Below are 18,441 nucleotides of genomic sequence, written 5' to 3' on the forward strand. Positions count from 1 at the left end.
CTGACCGTTCCGAGTCCCTCCTAATGGGCGTATCGGCACTACTCACGCGGCAGGGAGACTGGGTACCGAGATCTGCGACAGGCCGCTTGGGGGTGCGTTTTGGGATCGGCAGGACATTCCGCCGGTGAAGAAGGGCGAAGACTCAGCGCCTTGGCGGCCGAGCACGACCGACTTGCTGCAGAGGCTCGAGAAGCCGCGGAGCGCTGGATGATTGCGCACCGAACCGAACGGCAAGTCGCCGGCAGCTTGGCGCCACTCTCTGCGGCTGGCTACTCCTTTCTTCACGACCGAGGATGGCCTGGCTCCCGGTCTCGCGCCCAGATTGATCATGTGCTCGTTGGGCCTGGCGGCCTGTTCATCGTCGACACGAAAGCGTGGGCGGACGTGGAGATCGCGGCCGGTCGCATCTTCCGAGGTCAAGCGGACGTGACGGACGACCTGGGTGCTTTAGCTGACGTCGGCTATGGGACCGAAGCGGTCATGGCGGAACTGGGTTTGGCGCCCGGGGAAGTGCACGTCGTTGTAGTGCTGGCTGGTCGCCGCATGCCGCCGACAGAGGTGGGTGGTGCCGTCGTGGTTGGTGAACGACAGGCCGCAACCTACATCAATTCGTATGGGCGACGTCTGACGGATGTGCAGGTCAATGCTGTCCTCAGCGCGGCGCTCAACCACTTCCCGGTCCTGAGCTCGTCGCCCGCGGGGTTGGACACTAGCGTCCCTGAGCCAGTCCTGGTGGAGTCAGAGCCGGAGCCGCTGCTGGAGATCGAGGAAGTGACGGACATCCTTCTCGCGGGTCTGATGGCTGAGCCGATCGAGGAGTGGATGGCTTTCTTGCACCCGAGTCAGGCAAAGCTCGTGAGACGCGGTTTCAATGGTCCAGCGCGCATCCGGGGTGCTGCTGGTACAGGCAAGACGGTGGTAGGTCTTCATCGGGCCGCCTATCTGGCACGGTCACAGCGGTCCAAGGTTTTGGTTACGTCGTTCGTTCGAACGTTGCCGGACGTGCTGAGTAATCTCCTGGCCCGGCTCGCGCCTGACGCTGCGGACAACGTTGAGTTCGTCGGAGTCCATGCGTTCGCGCTGCGTCTACTCAAGCAGCGCGGCATCCGGGTCAACCTTGACGGCTCGGAGGCCGCCTTGGCGTTCTCATCAGCCTGGCTAAGTGTGGCCGCCGGCGGCCCACTCGCCGGCGTCGATTCGAATCCGCACTACTGGCAAGACGAAATCAGTTACGTGATCAAAGGGCGCGGACTGTGGCGCTTCGAGCAGTACGCGGACCTGGTCCGGACGGGACGCCGCCGGCCGCTGAACGTCGATCAGCGACGTGAAGTATGGAAACTCTTTCTGGCTTACGAGGAAGAGCTTCGAGAACGGAAAATCCACGACTTCGATGATGTGATTCTGCGGGCCGAAGCTTCGCTGCGTTCCCAACCAATCACCGAATATGGCGGCGTGATCATCGACGAGGCCCAAGACCTGACCTGTGCGATGGTGCGCATGTTGTACCTGCTCGTCGGAGACAAGCCAGATGGGCTCACGCTTATCGGGGATGGACAGCAGACCATCTACCCGGGTGGATTCTCTCTAACCGAAGCGGGCGTTTCGATCGCGGGCCGGGGAGTCGTGATGTCGACCAATTACCGGAACACGAAGGAGATTGTTGACTTTGCCGCGGCACTGGTCGACGGCGACGAGTTCACTGACATCGAAGGCGACATCCTCGGTCGAGACGCATTCGACGATGTGCCGAGGTCAGGCCCCGAGCCAATCTCCCAGCGCTTCGCCGATCGAGCGACCCACGACAAGCACCTGATCGCCTACTTCGCCGGTTTGGAATGCCCGCCCGGCGACGTGGGCGTGCTGTGCCTCACGAACCAAGGGGTCCGAGACGCAATTCGAGCTCTTAGCTCGGCGGGTGTCCCCGTCCTTGAGCTGACGAAGTATGCGGGAATACCGGTCGACGCGGTGAAGGTTGGCACGATCAAGCGTGCGAAAGGTCTCGAATTCAAGCATGTTCTTCTGCCGCGAGTTCCCCCCTCGCTGCTCGATTCCGTCGACCGCGACGACGAGACCGCCACGATCCATCGGCGAGAGCTGTACGTGGGGATGACTCGGGCACGAGATGGGCTCTGGGTTGGTGTTTGTCCATAGGTCCGTGCCGCGCTAAGTCCAGAGGCTGCCTCCGCTCTCGGCGATCACGCGTTCGTTAAGCCGATCAGCGACAGACCCTAGATCGTCCTCGAAGAGATCGGCGTAGGTGTCCAGCGTCATCGCGGCCGACTTGTGACCGAGCATGCGCTGAAGGGCTTTGACGTTCGCACCGGCGCTGACGGCCAGGCTAGCGGCGGTGTGCTTGAGGTCGTGCGGCGTCATGTGCTCAAGTCCGGCATCGCGCAGCGCGGTCAGCCACCAGGATTGCCGGTTCAGGGCGGTGTCTGGTCGAGCGAGGTAGCCGCCGGCGCGGGCAGGGAATACGAGGTCGCTACGCTTCTTTCCGGCGATCAGCGCCTCGAGACGAGGCGCAAGGAACGCTGGGAACGGTACCGAACGGGCCTCCCAACTCTTCGGCGGCCCCACGTGGATGAGCCCGTCCACTTCTGTAGCGGTTTGGTGGATGGCGAGACGGCAACGTTCCAGGTCGATGTCGTTGACCGTGAGCGCGACAGCTTCACCCCACCGGATGCCGGTGTAGGCGAGAGTCAGGACGAGGACGCTTCGCATGTCGTCGGGCACGGCGTGTGCGAATCGGAAGACTTCCTCGTTGGTCAGGTATCGGCGACGCTTCTTGGTTCCCTTGCGCGGAAGGTTGCTCGCGCCGCGAGCGGGGTTCGCTGGAATCCTGCCGTCGCGCACAGCAACGTCGAGGATGCCCGCGAGGATCCCTACCGCGCGGAGAACGACGCCGGCCGATCGTGGCTTACCGGCGTTACCTTCGCGGACCCGAACCGTGACAGCCTTGCCTTGGCTTAGCTCGCGGATCCACTTCTCGACGGCCGACGGCCGGATCGCGCCGATCGGAGTCGCCGCCCAGCGCGGCTCGACGTACACGCGCCATGCAATGCGAATGGGCGAGAAGCTTGAGGGCTTAAGGGCTTGCTCCTTGTTGGCGAGCCACTCCGAGGCGAGCTCACCGACGGTGATCTTCGACTGGGATGCCTCGAAGTAGGTTCCTCTTGCCATTGCCACTTCGACCGTAGCGTTGTACAGCTCTGCTTCGCGCTTGGTACGAAACCCGCGCTTCTCACGCTGTTGGTGTTCGGGGTCGCGCCAGCGCACGCGATAGCGCCGGCCCTTGGCCGACTCGTATGCGTCGATGCTTCCCACTTCCAGAACCTAACTCGAGCCACCGACGACGTCGGCTTGCGTTGATGCAGGCAAGCTAGCTCGTCGGTTATCCGACGATGGGTGCACTCTGGACGTGTGAGAGTGACGCCTGAACCAAGACCGCGCGGAGCGACAGACGATGAGGCAGTCGAGTTGTGCAGAGATTGGATGTGCTTCCTCGGTGCCACAGACGCAGTCGTGGCGAAGGGTGAGTCGCGCCAGTCCTGCGACCTGTATGCCTCCGGCTATCTTGGCTGGGTTGAAAACAAGCGAGGGAACCTCGGATTGGAGGCCGTGGAGCGAGCTGCGCTGGTTGTCGCTGCAGACGGGCGCCGGGGCTTGATCTTCATTCGCGCAGGAGCTCTCCCGCAAGCGGTCGACAGAGCTGACGCCCTGGGCATCGCAATCTTCGGCTTCGATCCTGAAGGCGGCACGTTGGATGGGGTAAATCTGGTCGGCCGAGAGTTGTGCGCGGTTGGTATTGGCGGCTAGCGCTGTCGACCCGGTCATTGGAGGCCAATCGCGGTGAGTTGGGTTTCGGTCACCGCGGTTATCGGTTCGGCAGACGACCGAGCAGCCCGCCGAAGCTCGACCTGAGCCGCCGCCCGCGATTTCCTCATGGTCTCTTCCGTCGGCTGGCGTTGCATCATCTCGACCAGCTGCGCCTTGGCCGAGTCCGCGTCGGCAGCCACTAGCACCGCCGTGTTGTGCTGCTTGCCTCGAGTCAGACCGACGTAAAGTCCGGCTGCGTCCACTCCGGGTCCGACAAGGGCGCGGTCAGTCGTCTCACCCTGAACGCCGTAGACGGTTGTGGCATAGGCGAGGTGGATGTGCGACGCAGCGTAGTCGAGGCTGACCTTCCTCAAATCGGTTGTGTCGGTGCTCGCGGCCAGGATCACGTGGTCCTTGGCGATCGTCTTCACGACCCAGTTCTGGCGGTTTTGCACGTCCGAAGCGCTGTCGTTGCGTCGGGTCTGGACCACGTCACCAACGAAGATCGCCTGGCCGGATTGTCCACTAAGTGTTTGGCTAGTGTGAATTGCCCCGGCCTCAATGCGTCGGCGTTGTATAGCCTCGCTGATCTCCTGCGCTTCACTGTGAGTCGCTGTCACCAACGCGATTGTCTCCCGGCACTGCAGAGCCTCAAACCATCCTTCGACCATCGTTTCGCGTGCGGCGACGTCGCTATCGGCCATCACGATATGGTCTGTTTGAACGAGGGCCTCAGCGATGTCTCGACTTTGGTCCTCGCTGTACGGGTGCCGGAGCCGAAGCGTCATGGCTGCCCACGTCTCATCGTTGAAGCGGTGAGTAGTCGTGAGCTCAATGCGCCGCGATGACCGGTGCCAGAACAGCGCCATGGCCCCCGAGTGCCCGACTGGCAAGGCTTGATACTGGTCACCCACGAGCGCAACTCCCGCGCCGGTGGCGCGGACGATGTCGCAAAGCGCAGACGCCGCCTCGAGGTCCAGCATGCCAGCCTCGTCCACGACAATGCGATCACCAGGGTCGATGCGGGTGCGGGGGCCGCGATAGCTGCCGCCCGTGGGCGGGTCGACCTCGCCAATCGAGAGTCGCCGCCACTCGGTTGCGCCGGATGCGGTAGTCGCCCAACGCCATCCGAACTCGTGGAGAAGCTGGTGGAGCGACGATGATGCGCTCATTGTTTCGCGTCCGGCGACAGACGAAGCCTTCTTAGTTGGCGCGACGATGATCATCTTGTGGCCGCGCCGCCGAAGCGCTGCGCCGGCCACTTTGAGCATCGTGGTCTTTCCGGTGCCGGCGGGGCCGGAGATAACGACGTTGCGAGACGTGCCGCCGATCGCGGCCGCGCCAGCCAGCTGGGCTTCATCGAGCGTCCGATCGGGCTCAATCGCCCGTCCGATCGCGGCGACCTCATCCGTGTCCAGGGTCTGCCCCGGCTCGGAGAACGCGTCGACCTTCTGAGCGAGGGTGGCTTTCAATGTGGCGGTGGTGACGGCCATCAGGTGCTTGACGTGCTTCGGGACGTCCGGCTCGGAGATCAGTGTCACCGTGTGCGAGCGCGCCACGACTTCCTCAGCGAGATTCGCGAGGACGTCCCGCTCGGCGACAACGCCGGTGGCGGCGATCGCCCGGAGCGCACCCGCCCGCACATCCATCGCGCTGAAGCGACCACCGCTGCCGGTTGAGCGGGCATCCGCGTCGACAACGGCCTTGGCTGCCAGCAATCCGATGTCGAGTTCCTCGACGGCAAGAGGACTCAGTGTCGCAGGAGAATGCTGCCTTCCAATGGTCGGGTCGGCGGAATGCAGTTCCTTGCGGACGAGGGCGGCCCAGTCGTCTTCGTTCAACTCGCCCGGCTTGTTGGGTCGGCCGACCGCCCACGCCCAGTGGTCGATCTGGCTGAGCACATCGTGGGAAGGTTCCTGCCCGGGGTGCTGCCGCCTCCACCAAGCGGTGCGGGCAATCTTGTTGGCCTCGATCTGCGCGGACCGCTTCGACAGCGGTCGCACGAGGTGCTGGAGCTGGGTGATCTCTCCGTCCTCGTTGAGGGTGAACCCCTTAGCAGCGAGAGCGCCGATCCATGCTGGGTCGGTGCGGGAGGCGAGGTCGCCTTCGGCATTGATGACGTTCTGAAACCGCAAGGCCACCCTCGTGTCGATGTTGGACCATTTGCCGTCTTGGCCTTGCACTTTGACATTCAGCCAGAGGTGGCGGTGCTTATGCGGGTCCAAGGAACGGGAACGTTCGTGGCGTAGCTCGACGACCTCGACCCGGGCAAGGTTCTCCCAGATGGATCCGCCCTTGCCGCGGCGAGCGTTGAGCTCGGACTGCCACAGCTTGATAATCCGGTCGCGGAGCCGGTCTTGGAGATCTTCGTACGCGGCGGCCAGGTCGGCGTCGAGCATGGCGACGATCGAGAACGACTTCGGGGCGTTGATCGTCGCATCCAAGATCAGGTCCGCGACGGGCGACTCGAGGTCGCGGCCCCGGCGTTCCCCGGTAAGCGGGTCGAGTCCGTCGACCCATTCCTTCAACTGGGAGCGGGTAAGCAGGTCGTCGCGGATCGCCCCGTTCTCGACGATGTACCGCGTCATGACGGCGTCGGCGTAGCCGGCGGCCGCGATCACGCCGTCGGCGGTCTTGGCGGTGAGGGTGGCGTCACAGACCCCGGAGAAGGCGTAGTTGACCGCTTGCTTGACCCCGTGGGACTGCTGTCCCCGCTTCCATCTGGCTACTCCGCCTCGCACCCGCACTCACCTCCCTCACGCGTGGTTTCTGGACTTCCGAAACCAGGCAGTCTCGTCCTGTCGGAAACTGCCCTCTACTTATTACTTCCGGTTCGGCGATGGGTTTGGCGCGCATTTGGCGCGCGCTGCTGCTTTTCCCCGAAGCCGCGCCCTCCGGGAACGGCGGCGACCGGCCGCACCCGGCACGCTGGCGATCTGCGTTGCGGTACTGCCTCCGGATTGAATGCCCTCATACCTACACGTTGTGTTTCCACGCCGGTTTTGACGCGCAAAACCGAAATCAGTTGGGTCCGGCCCGAGCAGAGGCCCCTGCCGGGTGATACCGAGGGCTAAGCCGATTCCCTTTGGAACCACGGATGCGCGGCGAGCCGGGCCAGATTCACGAAGGGCACGCACGCTGTTTCGGCGGTGAGTGCGGCCAGCCATCCGATGTAGGTGTGCGGGTCGGCGGCGATCGCCCACCCATCCGCCACATAGTGGCTGACGGTCTCCACGCATTCCTGCTTCTCAGCGGCAGTCGGGTTCGAGGACCCTTCCACCCCGATGAGTCCGCCTCGCAGTTCTGGGGCATATTGCTGGTGTCGATGATGAATACCCGCATCCCACCCATCCCCTCTCGGGTCGATCGTCTTTGAGTGCCTTTCCGGCGGGTGATCGAGAGCGAGTGGGAGGTGCGCAGTGCCGGGTCCGTGGAGTACCGGGGGAGCGAAGCGGAGGAGGATACGCCGCGAAAGCCCGGCACGCAGCACCGGGAGGAAGCTACGATCGGGCGGCGGAAAGGCCCTCAACCCTGAAACCGCGCCGCTGGCGGTGTCTTCGACGAGAGACGCCCGGATGTACTTGTGCCCCGGTCGCTCGTTGTGGACCGCTTGTAGCTGACGCACCTTTACCGCCTGGTGCACGGGCCGCTGCACCGCGCTAGTGAGGTGACGATACCCCTCGTTTGCGGGGCCGCGAAAATACCGAACGTCCAGTAACCTCTTGCCTGCGCCCGGGCGACCAGAAGCCCGCTGCGTCAACCGCACCCGACCCAGGAGTTACTCTGTCCGAGAATCTGTCACCCCAGGTACCAACCATCCCGCAAGACCCTCGAGCTCCTCAACCGCCGGCCTCGGGCAACGGCTTCGGGATCGCCTCGATGATTCTCGGAATCGTCACCATGGTGGGCTTCGCGATTCCGTTCCTCAACTACATCACCATCGTCACAGGTATCGCGGGGGTAATCCTCGGAATCGTCGGTCTGGTTATCAAGTTCCGTCCGCGCAAGGCGGCCATTGCCGGCGTTATTCTGTCGGGTCTCGGTTTGGTCCTCTCGATCATCCTGGTGGTCGTCTACACGGCGGTGTTCGTCGGCGCGGCGTCTGCGCTCAGCGAAGAGAAGGTGCCCCTGGCCTCTGCGTCGCCCAGCACTTCCAGCTCGACGGATAAGCAAGCCGACAGCTCGAGTTCGTTCGCTAACGGGGTGTTGACCACGTCGAACATGAAGATTACGATTACCGACCACAAGGTGATCCCGGTCGGGGCCCCTGGTAACGAGTACGGCACCAAGCCGGTCCTTGCATTCTGGTACTCAGTCACGAATCTGACGGACAAGAAGCTCGATCCGACGACCGCTTGGATTGGCACGATCACCGCCATTCAGGACAACAATCCGAACGCGGTGAACAAGCTCGAGGTGGGCTCGCTGCCTGACCAGACGTTCCTCGACACCCAGCTGGAAGACATCAAGAGCGGCGGCACGGTGCAGAACGCGGTCGCCTACGAGCTCACGGACACGACAACCCCCGTGGATCTAGTTGCGTCCGACGACCTCGGCATGACGACGATCGGCAAGCTCAGCTACGCCGTTCAATAGAGGTCGGTCAGCCGTCTCAACGATGTGAAGCAGCTCCCGCCAGCATGGCGGGGGCTGCTTCGTTTACTCTGAGCACAGCTGGAAACTCCCGATTAGGGGGCGAAGTTGCTTCGGTTACCTCTGGGGTGATGCTGGCCGTTTCACTTGAGTGCCTACGTGCATTCGCTCTTAGTACATTCGCTCTTAGTACATTCGCTCTTAGTACCTCCTTCGTCTGTTTGCCTGGTCGTGTCCTCCCACATTCGTCCTCAACGCGTTCTTCTCGTTTCGCCTCCTCGATTTCCGTTCAGGCCCCTCTCTCCCTTCCCGCTCGTCTCTTGGCATTGCGCCAGGAATCTGTTGCCGATGGCTGACCGGCCACAAGATACGGAAACGGATGCACAAGACAGCAACCAACTGCGACGCTCCAGCGCGCGACCGAGGCCCCCGAAGTGGGGCAGATCCGGTCGGTTCCCCCGCTCGATCCCATCGCTAGATTCGACGCATGACGGTTCCTAACGACGTTCTTATCCAGGAAGCCGTTCAGGCGCTCGGCTTGAAGGACCTCGGTCCGATCGGGGCAGTCGGCGGGCAGAAGGCCGTGCGACTGGTAGACGCCGCAAATGGGGAACGTCAGGTACTTGAGGTGATCGCGGTGGATTTCGCCACAGACGAAGCGCTGAAGCGCGCCGAACGCGAAGTTTCGTTGCTTCGTTCGATCGCAAACGCGAATGTAGTCTTGGTGACGTCAGAGCTCGTTGAATTGGGAAACCCGCCGCACGGTGCTGCGTGGGTTGAGGAATACCTCGATGGCGACGACTTCGGGGCGATCGTTGGCGCGGACCCATGGAGTTGGGATGCCACACGGTCGATGGGGATCGACGTCTGTAATGGTCTTGCCGAAGCGCATAAACGTTCCGTAATTCACCGCGACCTCAGCGCAAACAACATTCGGCGGCTGGGCGACGGCAGTTACAAGGTTCTGGATTTCGGGTTTGCACGACATACGCTTTTGTCGGGAGTGACCGTCGCCGGGCAGCCGGGAACTCCCGGATTCCTGTCGCCAGAACATCTGAATAGTTACAGCGGGGGACCTATGAAGATGTCGGATGTCTTTCAGGTTGGCAATCTGATGTATAGAGCGCTCACTGGGGTACTCCCAATTCCATATGCGGGCGACGATTTTGAGTACGTGGAACGGGTGCGCAGGGCCGCGGTGACACCGCTCCAGACGTTGCGGTCGGATCTCAGCGCTAATCAAGCGGGCGTTGTCATGCGCGCGCTACACCCGCAGCCGGCTCGGCGATTTCTTGATGCCGCGGCGCTCCGCAACGCATTGATCGGAACCCCGTGACAACACTCATTGAAGACAGTCCACGTGCGAACTTGGCGGGGTGGATCGGCGAGGCCGTGCAAAACGGAACCGCCTCTGGAGCGGTGTTGACGCCGTGGGCCTCGCCATACGTTCATCGGGGTGGCCCGGGCCTGAAGCCGGGCATCGGTAAGCGAACGGAAGAGCTTCGGGACTCCGGCATACCATACTGGTTTGATCCGATGACTCATGTCCTCCAGATGACTGGAGTTGGTGATTACCGCTACTACCGCGAGTATCCACTCTGGGGCGGCCCGCAGGGCGATCTGACGCTTGACTCATATAGGCGTGAACACGTTCGTCGTGTCTTTCGTTTGCAGAATGAGGTCGGTGCGTTGCATCTGGCTCCGGCTCCGCTGCTGCCTTCGGGCCTGAATAATTTGAGCACTCTCGCTCTCGACACGGCCAAGGCTGCGATGGATTTGGAGCCCGATACCTACTTGACTATCGCTGGCACATCGAGCTTTTGGAGCGATGCCGGCGATTTAGACGCGCACGTGGGAGCGCTTGCCGCATTGCAGCCGAGCGGATGGTTCATCTCCTTCGTTCAACCGAGCAATGACCTTCCGCCGGCGGTGACGGCAGATGAAGTATTCGGTGTGGCTCGTACCGTAAGAGCCTTGAGTGAGTACGCGCCAGTCCACATTTCGCATGGAGACTTCGCGGCCCTTCCAGCTGTGGCGGCGGGGGCTTATTCCGTCGGTACCGGGTGGGACAAGCGTCAACGTGTCGTTGCGTATAGCGACTACGGTCCAAGGCCCGTTCCGGTTCCCGGCGAGCAACAGATGGGTGGGTGGCTTGAAAGGCCAACGCTCGCAGGGCTGCTTGGCTCGCTGGGCAAGTCAGATGGGGCACTGTTGTCGCGCCAAGACCCTGCGCTGGCGACTCGTCTGGGTGGACTGCCGTCCGCCCCCGGGGCCAAAGATGCGTACCTGCACCACGTCGCCCAACTCCAGTTCGCGATCAGCCGAGTAGAAGGCGCCGCGACGTATGAACAGCGTTTCAGGGATTTGGACGCCATGTACACCGCCGCGGCGGTCAATTGGGCCGCGCTACAGACCTCCACTGGCATCCGCGATGCTTCAAGTAGGTGGATCTTCCCCTACCAGCAGGGCCTTCGAATGTATGCACTAAGTGAAGGTTGGACCGCCTAATCCTGCCTTGGTCGCTGAGGAGAACATTTCGGAAGCTTGGAAACGTCGCCATCCCACCGGTGGCTCGATTCGCGGGCGCGCGAGCCATCTGCCATCGACCACGAGACCGCCGCGATCTTGGTTCACCTCAGCGAGCAGAGCGTTGGAGCCTCGATTCGAGATGTCACTCATTACGAGTACGTAGGCATCTGCCCAGGTACGGTATGTGCGAGCTTGGCGGAGCGCCTTTCGCCAGTCCTGAAGCTTAGTTTCAATTGCGTACAGCCGTCCCTGTACCGCAAGTTCCGCCGGGCGGATAAAGCTACCCGGGCTTCGTTCTATGAGAGCGCCAGAAGCGACTAAACGTCTAATCCGTCCTGCCACCGTCTGGGTCGGCCAACCCAGCGCAGACGCGAGCGCGTTTACGTTGCGGCCGCGGTTGATGAGGGCGACGGAGAGGATACCGGCGTCAATGTCACTGACAACGGGTGGCACCCCGAGCGACTGTCGCGCCCTGAGACTCGTGACAGGCCCGACATAGGCAGTGAAGTCCGGCACTCCCAAGGACCCGGCGAATTCAGGAACGACAACTAGGCCCCGCTGCGCACCATGGAGCGACTCCGCAGCAGCCAATGCGGCCTCATGCAGTCGCCGCTCGTGCGTAGGCTCAAATCGCTTGCCAGGGCGCGGGGTAGATGTTTCGATGTGGAGAGCGTTTGTCATTTGGCCTTCTCGCTCACCCCTCCAAGCGTAGCCGAATCCAAATTGTGAGTCTCACGTGGCTGCCCGCAACTGATGTAGCGGGCCACGCAGCGGCCTGCCATCACTATTCAACTTAAGTACTTTGTGGCTGCTGTCGTATAGCTCAGGCGACGGGAAGCATCGGACGACGAGTGCGACGACTAGGTCGATAGCTGCGCCCGATGGGACCGATCATCAGTGCCATCGGGCGACCGGCTTTCCGCGCCCCCGAGCTGGGATTCGTCGCTGACACTATCGGATCCTGATGCCGCATCCGGCTCGTCTTCGGCTCGGCGTCACGGTCGCGCCGAATTGCCGCACTGCCTCGACAGAACGGCGACCGATCTCGATTGCGTCGTCGTTGGCGTCCCTGGCGGCGGGCAGCCACGGCTTTGCCTTGAGAGCGGATCGGCTCGAGTCGATGCCAAGCCGCTCGTGAAACGTGATGACGTCGTCCGCAACCTCGTTGCCGGAGCGTACGACGCGTCCGACCGCAAGCGGGTGAGAGAGTACCTGCTCATTTCGCGCCTGCCGCAGGTGCATCCATCCGGGCTAGCAGCCGCTGAGTGGCGGCGACATGCATGGCGCGAGCGCGGAGAGGACGGGCGGGGAGAGTTCGCCGCGCCGTGTTTAGGGTGACATGTCCCTTGCCTGTGTGGCTCGGTAGGCTGAGGACAACTATCTTCCTGGAGGACCGGGAAGCGACGAGGGAGCGCCGTGACCCGGATCTTCGACAACATCGAGCTCCGCCTGGGAGAACACCTGCAGGCGACGCTGCGCGACTTCGATCGCATGGACGTCGCGGTCGGTTACTTCAATCTCCGTGGCTGGAATGAGTTCGATGAAATTGTTGCCGCGAAGCAAGTAACGAACGGACCCGTTGCTCGCATCCTGATCGGAATGGTGTTCGCCGGTCCCGAGCAGGAGACCCTCGACCAGCTCCAAGCAACCGTCGACGGCCAGCCGCGCCCTGACGCGGACGCTCAAGTATCAAAGGAGCGAAAAGCCCAACTTCTCGAGCACCTCCGGGTCCAGCTCATGCGAGGCGCACCGTCTGCGGAAGACCGTAGAACCCTCGGTGCGCTCCGCGAACATTTGGAGTCAGGAAGGGTAGAGGTCAAGGTCTTCACACGGCGGCCACTCCACGGAAAGACATTCATCTTCCACCGGCAGGATCTCAATTCGCCCATTATGGGATTCGTCGGCAGCAGCAACCTGACGCCGTCGGGCCTGAATGCCAACCTAGAACTGAACGTTGACGTGCCGGACGCATTCGGGGGCGGCAAGGATCTCGCGACATGGTTTGAAGCACGCTGGAACGATGCGCACAGCCGAGTCGTCACCGCGGATCTGCTCGCACTGCTCGACGAATCATGGGCATCGGTGCACCCGAAGTCGCCTTACGAGGTCTTTCTCAAGCTCTGCTACGACCTCTCCCGGGACGTCCGCGAAGGCCAGGAGGAGTATTCAGTACCGATTGAGGTGCAGTCCGAGCTGCTTGAATACCAGGCAACCGCCGTGCGCACCCTTGCCCGACGCATCGTTACGCGGGGTGGGACCATGTTAGGCGACGTAGTCGGGCTCGGAAAGACCATTACGGCGGTCGCCGTTGCGCTGATGCTCCGCGAGGAACACGGCTACCTCCCGCTCGTCGTCTGCCCAAAGAACCTCAAGCAGATGTGGGAGGACTATTTCGACGCGTACGAGGTGCCCGGCAGGGTCGTGTCCTACACCGAGGCGCACACCGTGTTACCGGCCATTAGCCGTTACCGATTTGTCATTGTTGATGAGTCGCACACGCTTCGAAACGACAAGCGCCGCGACTATCAGGCGGTCCTTGAGTACCTGGACCGCGTCGGAGCGAAGGCGCTTTTGCTGACTGCGACGCCCTACAACCGGCGCTTCGAAGACGTGGCCAACCAGCTCGGGCTCTTCATCCAACCCGATGACGACCTGGGTATCTCGCCTGTCAACGCGCTCGCGGCGGACCCGAGGCTGGCCGACCGAGTCGACGGCAAGATCACGACGTTGCAAGCGTTCAAGCGCTCCGATGACCCGGACGACTGGAAACGCCTCATGAGCGAACACCTCGTGCGGCGGACGCGCTCGTTCATCAAGAACAACTATTCGGACACGGACGAGGATGGGTCGAAGTTCCTGCGATTTGCCGACGGGACGAAGTTTCGCTTTCCCGAGCGGATTCCCCTTCCAATCGATCACCCGTTCGAGGGCGACGACCCGGCCGCCCTCATGGTCAGCGACAACACCTTAAACACTCTCCAGGACCTAGTCCTGCCGCGGTACTCGCTGATCGCATACGTGGACGAGACGCACAAGTCGGAGTGGTCCGATGAGGACAAGCAATTGGTTGATAATTTGCGTCGAGCCCGCGGGCAGGTAGCAGGGTTCGTGCGCACCACTCTGTATAAGCGGCTGTCTTCTGGCGGCTACGCCTTCATCCTGTCTTTGCGGCGCCACGTTGCTCGTAATGAGTTGTTCCTCTACGCAATCGACAACGGACTTCCGCTGCCGATCGGCACTATCCAGGAAGCCGACCTGCTCGAGGACGACGACATCGTGGAGCATGAGGTCGACGACACCGAACGTCTTGGCGATGCGGTGGCGCAGCGCTACAAATCTCTGGTAGATGCAGCCCCCGGCTACATCACCTGGGTGCGACCAGAGCTATTTAAGACATCGCTGCGAGACGCCCTGCTTGCCGATACAGAGGCGTTGTCTGCACTGCTAGACGCCTACGGGCCATGGGAGGTAAGTCGCGATTCGAAACTCGCGGCGCTGGCGCAGCTTGTCACGGAGCAGCACCCGGACGAGAAGGTTTTGGTGTTCACCGAGTATAAGGACACCGCAAACTACGTTGCCGCGGCGCTACGCTCGATGGGTGTCGACGCGGTCGATTCTGCTACGGGAGACGACGAAGATCCAACGAAGCTCGCTCGGCTCTTTTCCCCCGAATCCAATAAATTGCGTGGCAAGCCTGATGCGGATACGGCCGGCGACGAGCTCCGGGTACTCATTTCGACCGACGTTCTCAGCGAGGGGCAAAACCTTCAAGACGCTCACATCGTCGTCAATTACGACCTTCCCTGGGCGATCGTGCGCCTCATTCAACGCGCGGGACGAGTTGACCGCGTCGGCCAGGCGTCACCCGAAGTTCTGATTTACTCGATCTTCCATGGCTCGCTGAATAACGTGCTGTCGCTTCGTCAGCGCATCGCGGACCGACTTCAGCAGAACGCACAAGCGTTCGGTTCGGACGAGGCTTTCTTCGGCTCCGAAGATGAAGTCCGGACAATCACAGATCTGTATGACGGCACGTTAGACGAAGCGGAGGATGTCGAGGAAATCGACGCCGCCAGCCTCGCTTTCCAGTATTGGAGCAATGCGCTGCAGCAAACTCCGGAGGCTGCCGAGCGCGCACGGCGGCTGCCGGATTTGGTGGACGCCACGAGATCGAAGCGCGTCACGGACACAGAAGACGGGGTGGCCTGCTACGTGCGCACCGAGGCCGGACTCGACGGATTCGGTTGGACGACCGTCGACGGCGAGACCCGGCTGCTAACAGGCTTCGAGACGCTTCGGTTGTTCGAGAGCACGCCCGATGAGCCGTCCGCGGACCGGATCGCGAATCACGACGAGTTGGTTGGAGCGCTGGTTAGGGGCCCACTGGCGAACCCGCCCACCGCTGCCGGACGCCTGCGGGGCGTCCGTCGCCAGATCTGGAAGCGCCTAGGCGAGAGCCTCTTCGAGTTCGGACCCGAAGCATCAGCAGCGCTCGACCTGCTGTACCAGCACCCGCTCACGAACGAATCCGACCGTCGACTTCGGAATGCCATCCGGAACGGAGCCTCGGACGATGAACTCGCAAACCGCGTCACTGCGTTGGCTCGTGAAGACAAGCTTGTCATCGAGCGTCGTTCGGGAAACGACTCGATCCGGATCGTTAGCACTATGGGAGTGAATCACTAGTGCAGAGCGCAGCGCACCTAGGCCTCGTCGATCGGCGCGAGTTCCGTGATCTCTTCGTTGATCACCTTGGTTGGAGCAACCCCGACCAAGCCGAACTCGGCGTCGAAGCGGACGACGGTGTTCACACGCTGACTCAGGTCGCGGGGTTCAAGGGCCTCCGCGTCTGGTTCCACGACGGCGTGCCCACTCGCTCCGTTCAGCGGCAGATAGATCAGGCGGTCGGCGCCAAGAGTCTCGAACGTCTTGTCATCTTCGCCGACGAACACAACCAGGCATGGCGCTGGCCGAGGCGCGCGCAGATGGGCGGGGCCAACGCCAAGCTAGTGCTCCACGAACACCGGGTGGGAGACAGCGACGCTCGGCTCGTGCGTCAGCTCGAAGCCATCTCGATCGGCTTCGATGAGGAGATCACGCTGGTTGACCTTCTCGCTCGCATGCGCGGGGCGTTCGACCGCGAGGCTGAGACGACCGCTGCTCAGGCGGCGCGACTCATGAGCACTCTGTATGCTGAGCTCGAGTCCGCCGGTTGGGACCAACACAACGCCACACTGCTTCTTGCCCGCCTCCTCTTTCTCTATTTCGCCGACGACTCGGGTATGTGGAAGCAAACGGGGAGCCCTGACAAGTTCCAGGCGTTCCTCGTCGACTACACGACCCCCGAAACACTTGCCGGAGATCTCTCTGGGTTGTTTGAGGCACTCAGCCACCAGCATCGACGCCCTGAGCTACCCGAAGTAGTCCGCGAGTTCCGTTACGTCAACGGCGGTCTTTTCGCTGACAACTTCGTGATGGGAGTTCTCACCCCAGCCTTCCGAGACGAGTTGATCGAGGCCGGCAAATTCGATTGGTCGGTGATCTCGCCGGCCGTTTTCGGATCGATGTTCCAGACGGTCAAGACGCGGTCTGATCGACGAGGCGGAGGTGAGCACTACACAACCGAGACGAACATTCTCAGGACGATCAACCCGCTCTTCATGGACAGTTTGCGGGATCGGTTAGAGCGCTCGTGGAACGACCACGGACAGTTAACGCGGCTTCACAATGACTTGGCAAAGATCCGAGTGCTTGATCCTGCGTGTGGATGCGGCAACTTTTTGATCGTCGCGTACCGCGAGCTCCGCGCACTCGAGCTGGAACTTCTCCTTCGTCAGCGTGAGCTGAATCTCCAAGCAAAGGGTCGCGACTACGCCCAATTGTCGTTCGACGTCACTGGTGATTTGAAAGTCACGCTCGACCACTTCTATGGGATCGAGATCGAGGAATGGCCCGCGCGTATCGCAGAAACTGCGATGCTTCTGGTTGACCACTTGGCGAACCAGCGCATGGCGGAAGATTTTGGGCTCGCTCCAGACCGGCTCCCGATCCAAATCGCGCCCAAAATCCACCTCGGTAGCGCCCTATCGACTGATTGGAACGTCGTCGTTCCCGCAGCGGACCTGGCCTATATTGTGGGCAACCCGCCGTTCAACGGTTCGCGGACCATGAGCGCCGCCCAGAAGGCGGAGCTTCGAGCCGTTGCCCACGGAATTCGAGAAGCTGGATTCCTGGACTACGTGGCCGGATGGTATCTGAAGGCTGGCCGCATAATGAGCCAGAACCCCACAATCAAGTGTGCCCTGGTGTCAACCAATTCGGTTGCGCAAGGCGAGCAGCCGGCGATCATTTGGCGACGGCTCTACGACGGTGGCATGCACATTAACTTTGCACACCAGACGTTCGAGTGGGATAACGAGTCGCCCGACGCGGCAGCTGTGCACTGTGTGATTATTGGCTTCTCCTCCGAGGACTCCGCCATTAAGCGCTTGTTTTCGTATACGCGGGGACGAGGCGAGCCCGCAGAGAGCAAGGTGGGGAGTATCAGCCCCTACCTCCTAGAGGGAATCGAGTATGCCGTCGGCAACCGTCAATCCCAGATCTCAGGTCGCGCTGAAATGGCTTTTGGCAACATGCCGGCCGACGAAGGATCGCTTATCCTGTCGCCCGAGGAGCGCGTCAGACTTCTTGCCGACTATCCGCAGGCTACTTCGTGGGTGCTTCCGCTATATGGTTCGCGGGAGTTCATCCGGGACCGTCCACGGTTCTGCCTTTGGCTCGATGGCGTGCCGGAGGAGGAGTGGCGAGCTGTTCCACCAGTCGCCGCGCGGGTTGATGCGAATGAGCGCATACGGGCAACCTCATCGCGACCCAAGCTTGCACTAATCCCACACCTCTTTGCCCAAATCACCCAGCGTCCGGACCGAACGTTCCTGCTGATCCCGAGCACCTCGTCGGAGCGACGGGACTACATACCGATGGGATTCTTCGGCGCTGGGGTGGTGGCGTCGAACTCATGCCTCGTTATTGAAGACGCCGATATAGCGGACTTCGCGGTGCTGACTAGTCGAATGCATATGGACTGGGTCCGCGCCGTAGGTGGTCGCCTCAAGAGCGATTACCGTTATTCGAAGGACGTGATCTACAACAACTTCGTGTTTCCAACGACTGATTCGGCAGCGCTAGACACGTTGGACAAGCTAGGTCGAGCAGTCCTTGAGACGCGCGACAATCACGAGCAGACGCTTGAGTGGCTCTATGCTTCGAGCACCATGCCCGGCGATCTGCGGTTGGCCCACGCCGAACTCGATGCGTTCGTCGACGAGCTCTATAGGACCGGGGGCTTCTCTAGCGTCAGCGAGCGGGTCGATCATCTTCTCGAACTTCACCGGTCGCACGAGGCTGGCCTCTTGCGCTCGATCTCAGCTCAACCAGGGACGAGGTCGGCCCTCCCCCGCAGACGTCGCTCGACTGGATGAAATCTGGCGGCGCGGTAGCGGTTCG

At 61.9% G+C, this 18,441-nt stretch carries 10 protein-coding genes; 7 read left to right on the top strand and 3 right to left on the bottom strand.

The window, feature by feature from the left end; all coding sequences use genetic code 11:
• The first annotated feature begins 150 nt into the window (after positions 1–150).
• Positions 151–2,151, top strand: a complete 2,001-nt coding sequence (locus HNO83_RS15105) for a nuclease-related domain-containing DEAD/DEAH box helicase (RefSeq protein WP_217499108.1) — start codon at positions 151–153, stop codon at positions 2,149–2,151.
• Between the two features lie 12 nt (positions 2,152–2,163).
• On the opposite strand, the gene HNO83_RS15110 is transcribed toward HNO83_RS15105, so the two are convergent.
• Complete coding sequence (locus tag HNO83_RS15110; protein ID WP_175338353.1) at positions 2,164–3,324, bottom strand: site-specific integrase; 1,161 nt, start codon at positions 3,322–3,324, stop codon at positions 2,164–2,166.
• Between the two features lie 198 nt (positions 3,325–3,522).
• On the opposite strand from HNO83_RS15110, the gene HNO83_RS15115 reads away from it, so the two are divergent.
• Positions 3,523–3,816, top strand: a complete 294-nt coding sequence (locus HNO83_RS15115) for a hypothetical protein (protein WP_175338354.1) — start codon at positions 3,523–3,525, stop codon at positions 3,814–3,816.
• 14 nt (positions 3,817–3,830) lie between these two features.
• Here HNO83_RS15115 and HNO83_RS15120 read toward each other — a convergent pair whose 3' ends face one another.
• Entirely contained in the window at positions 3,831–6,563 is a 2,733-nt protein-coding gene (locus HNO83_RS15120; protein WP_349627234.1) for an AAA family ATPase, read from the bottom strand.
• Between the two features lie 323 nt (positions 6,564–6,886).
• Positions 6,887–7,051 carry a hypothetical protein gene (locus tag HNO83_RS15125; protein WP_175338355.1) on the bottom strand — a complete coding sequence of 55 codons (165 nt, stop codon included), beginning with the start codon at positions 7,049–7,051 and terminating at the stop codon, positions 6,887–6,889.
• 644 nt (positions 7,052–7,695) lie between these two features.
• Between HNO83_RS15125 and HNO83_RS15130 the strand changes: the two genes are divergently transcribed.
• From HNO83_RS15130 to HNO83_RS15150, 5 genes are all read left to right on the top strand, one after another.
• Positions 7,696–8,412, top strand: a complete 717-nt coding sequence (locus HNO83_RS15130; RefSeq protein WP_217499109.1) for a DUF5067 domain-containing protein — start codon at positions 7,696–7,698, stop codon at positions 8,410–8,412.
• A 484-nt stretch (positions 8,413–8,896) separates the two neighbouring features.
• The gene (locus tag HNO83_RS15135; RefSeq protein ID WP_175338356.1) at positions 8,897–9,745 is read left to right on the top strand and encodes a serine/threonine protein kinase; all 849 of its coding nucleotides are present in this window, start codon (positions 8,897–8,899) and stop codon (positions 9,743–9,745) included.
• Entirely contained in the window at positions 9,742–10,917 is a 1,176-nt protein-coding gene (locus HNO83_RS15140) for a hypothetical protein (RefSeq protein WP_175338357.1), read from the top strand. Before HNO83_RS15135 ends, HNO83_RS15140 begins: the two co-directional genes overlap by 4 nt.
• A 1,437-nt stretch (positions 10,918–12,354) precedes the next feature.
• A complete protein-coding gene (locus HNO83_RS15145; RefSeq protein WP_349627236.1) occupies positions 12,355–15,624 on the top strand; it encodes a helicase-related protein in 3,270 nt (1,089 codons plus the stop codon).
• Entirely contained in the window at positions 15,624–18,416 is a 2,793-nt protein-coding gene (locus HNO83_RS15150) for a class I SAM-dependent DNA methyltransferase (RefSeq protein WP_175338358.1), read from the top strand. The genes HNO83_RS15145 and HNO83_RS15150 overlap by 1 nt, the downstream gene beginning before the upstream one ends.
• The last annotated feature ends 25 nt before the right edge of the window (positions 18,417–18,441 follow it).

Origin of the sequence: Leifsonia sp. C5G2 (genome assembly GCF_013359685.1) — a bacterium.
GTDB lineage: Bacteria > Actinomycetota > Actinomycetes > Actinomycetales > Microbacteriaceae > Leifsonia.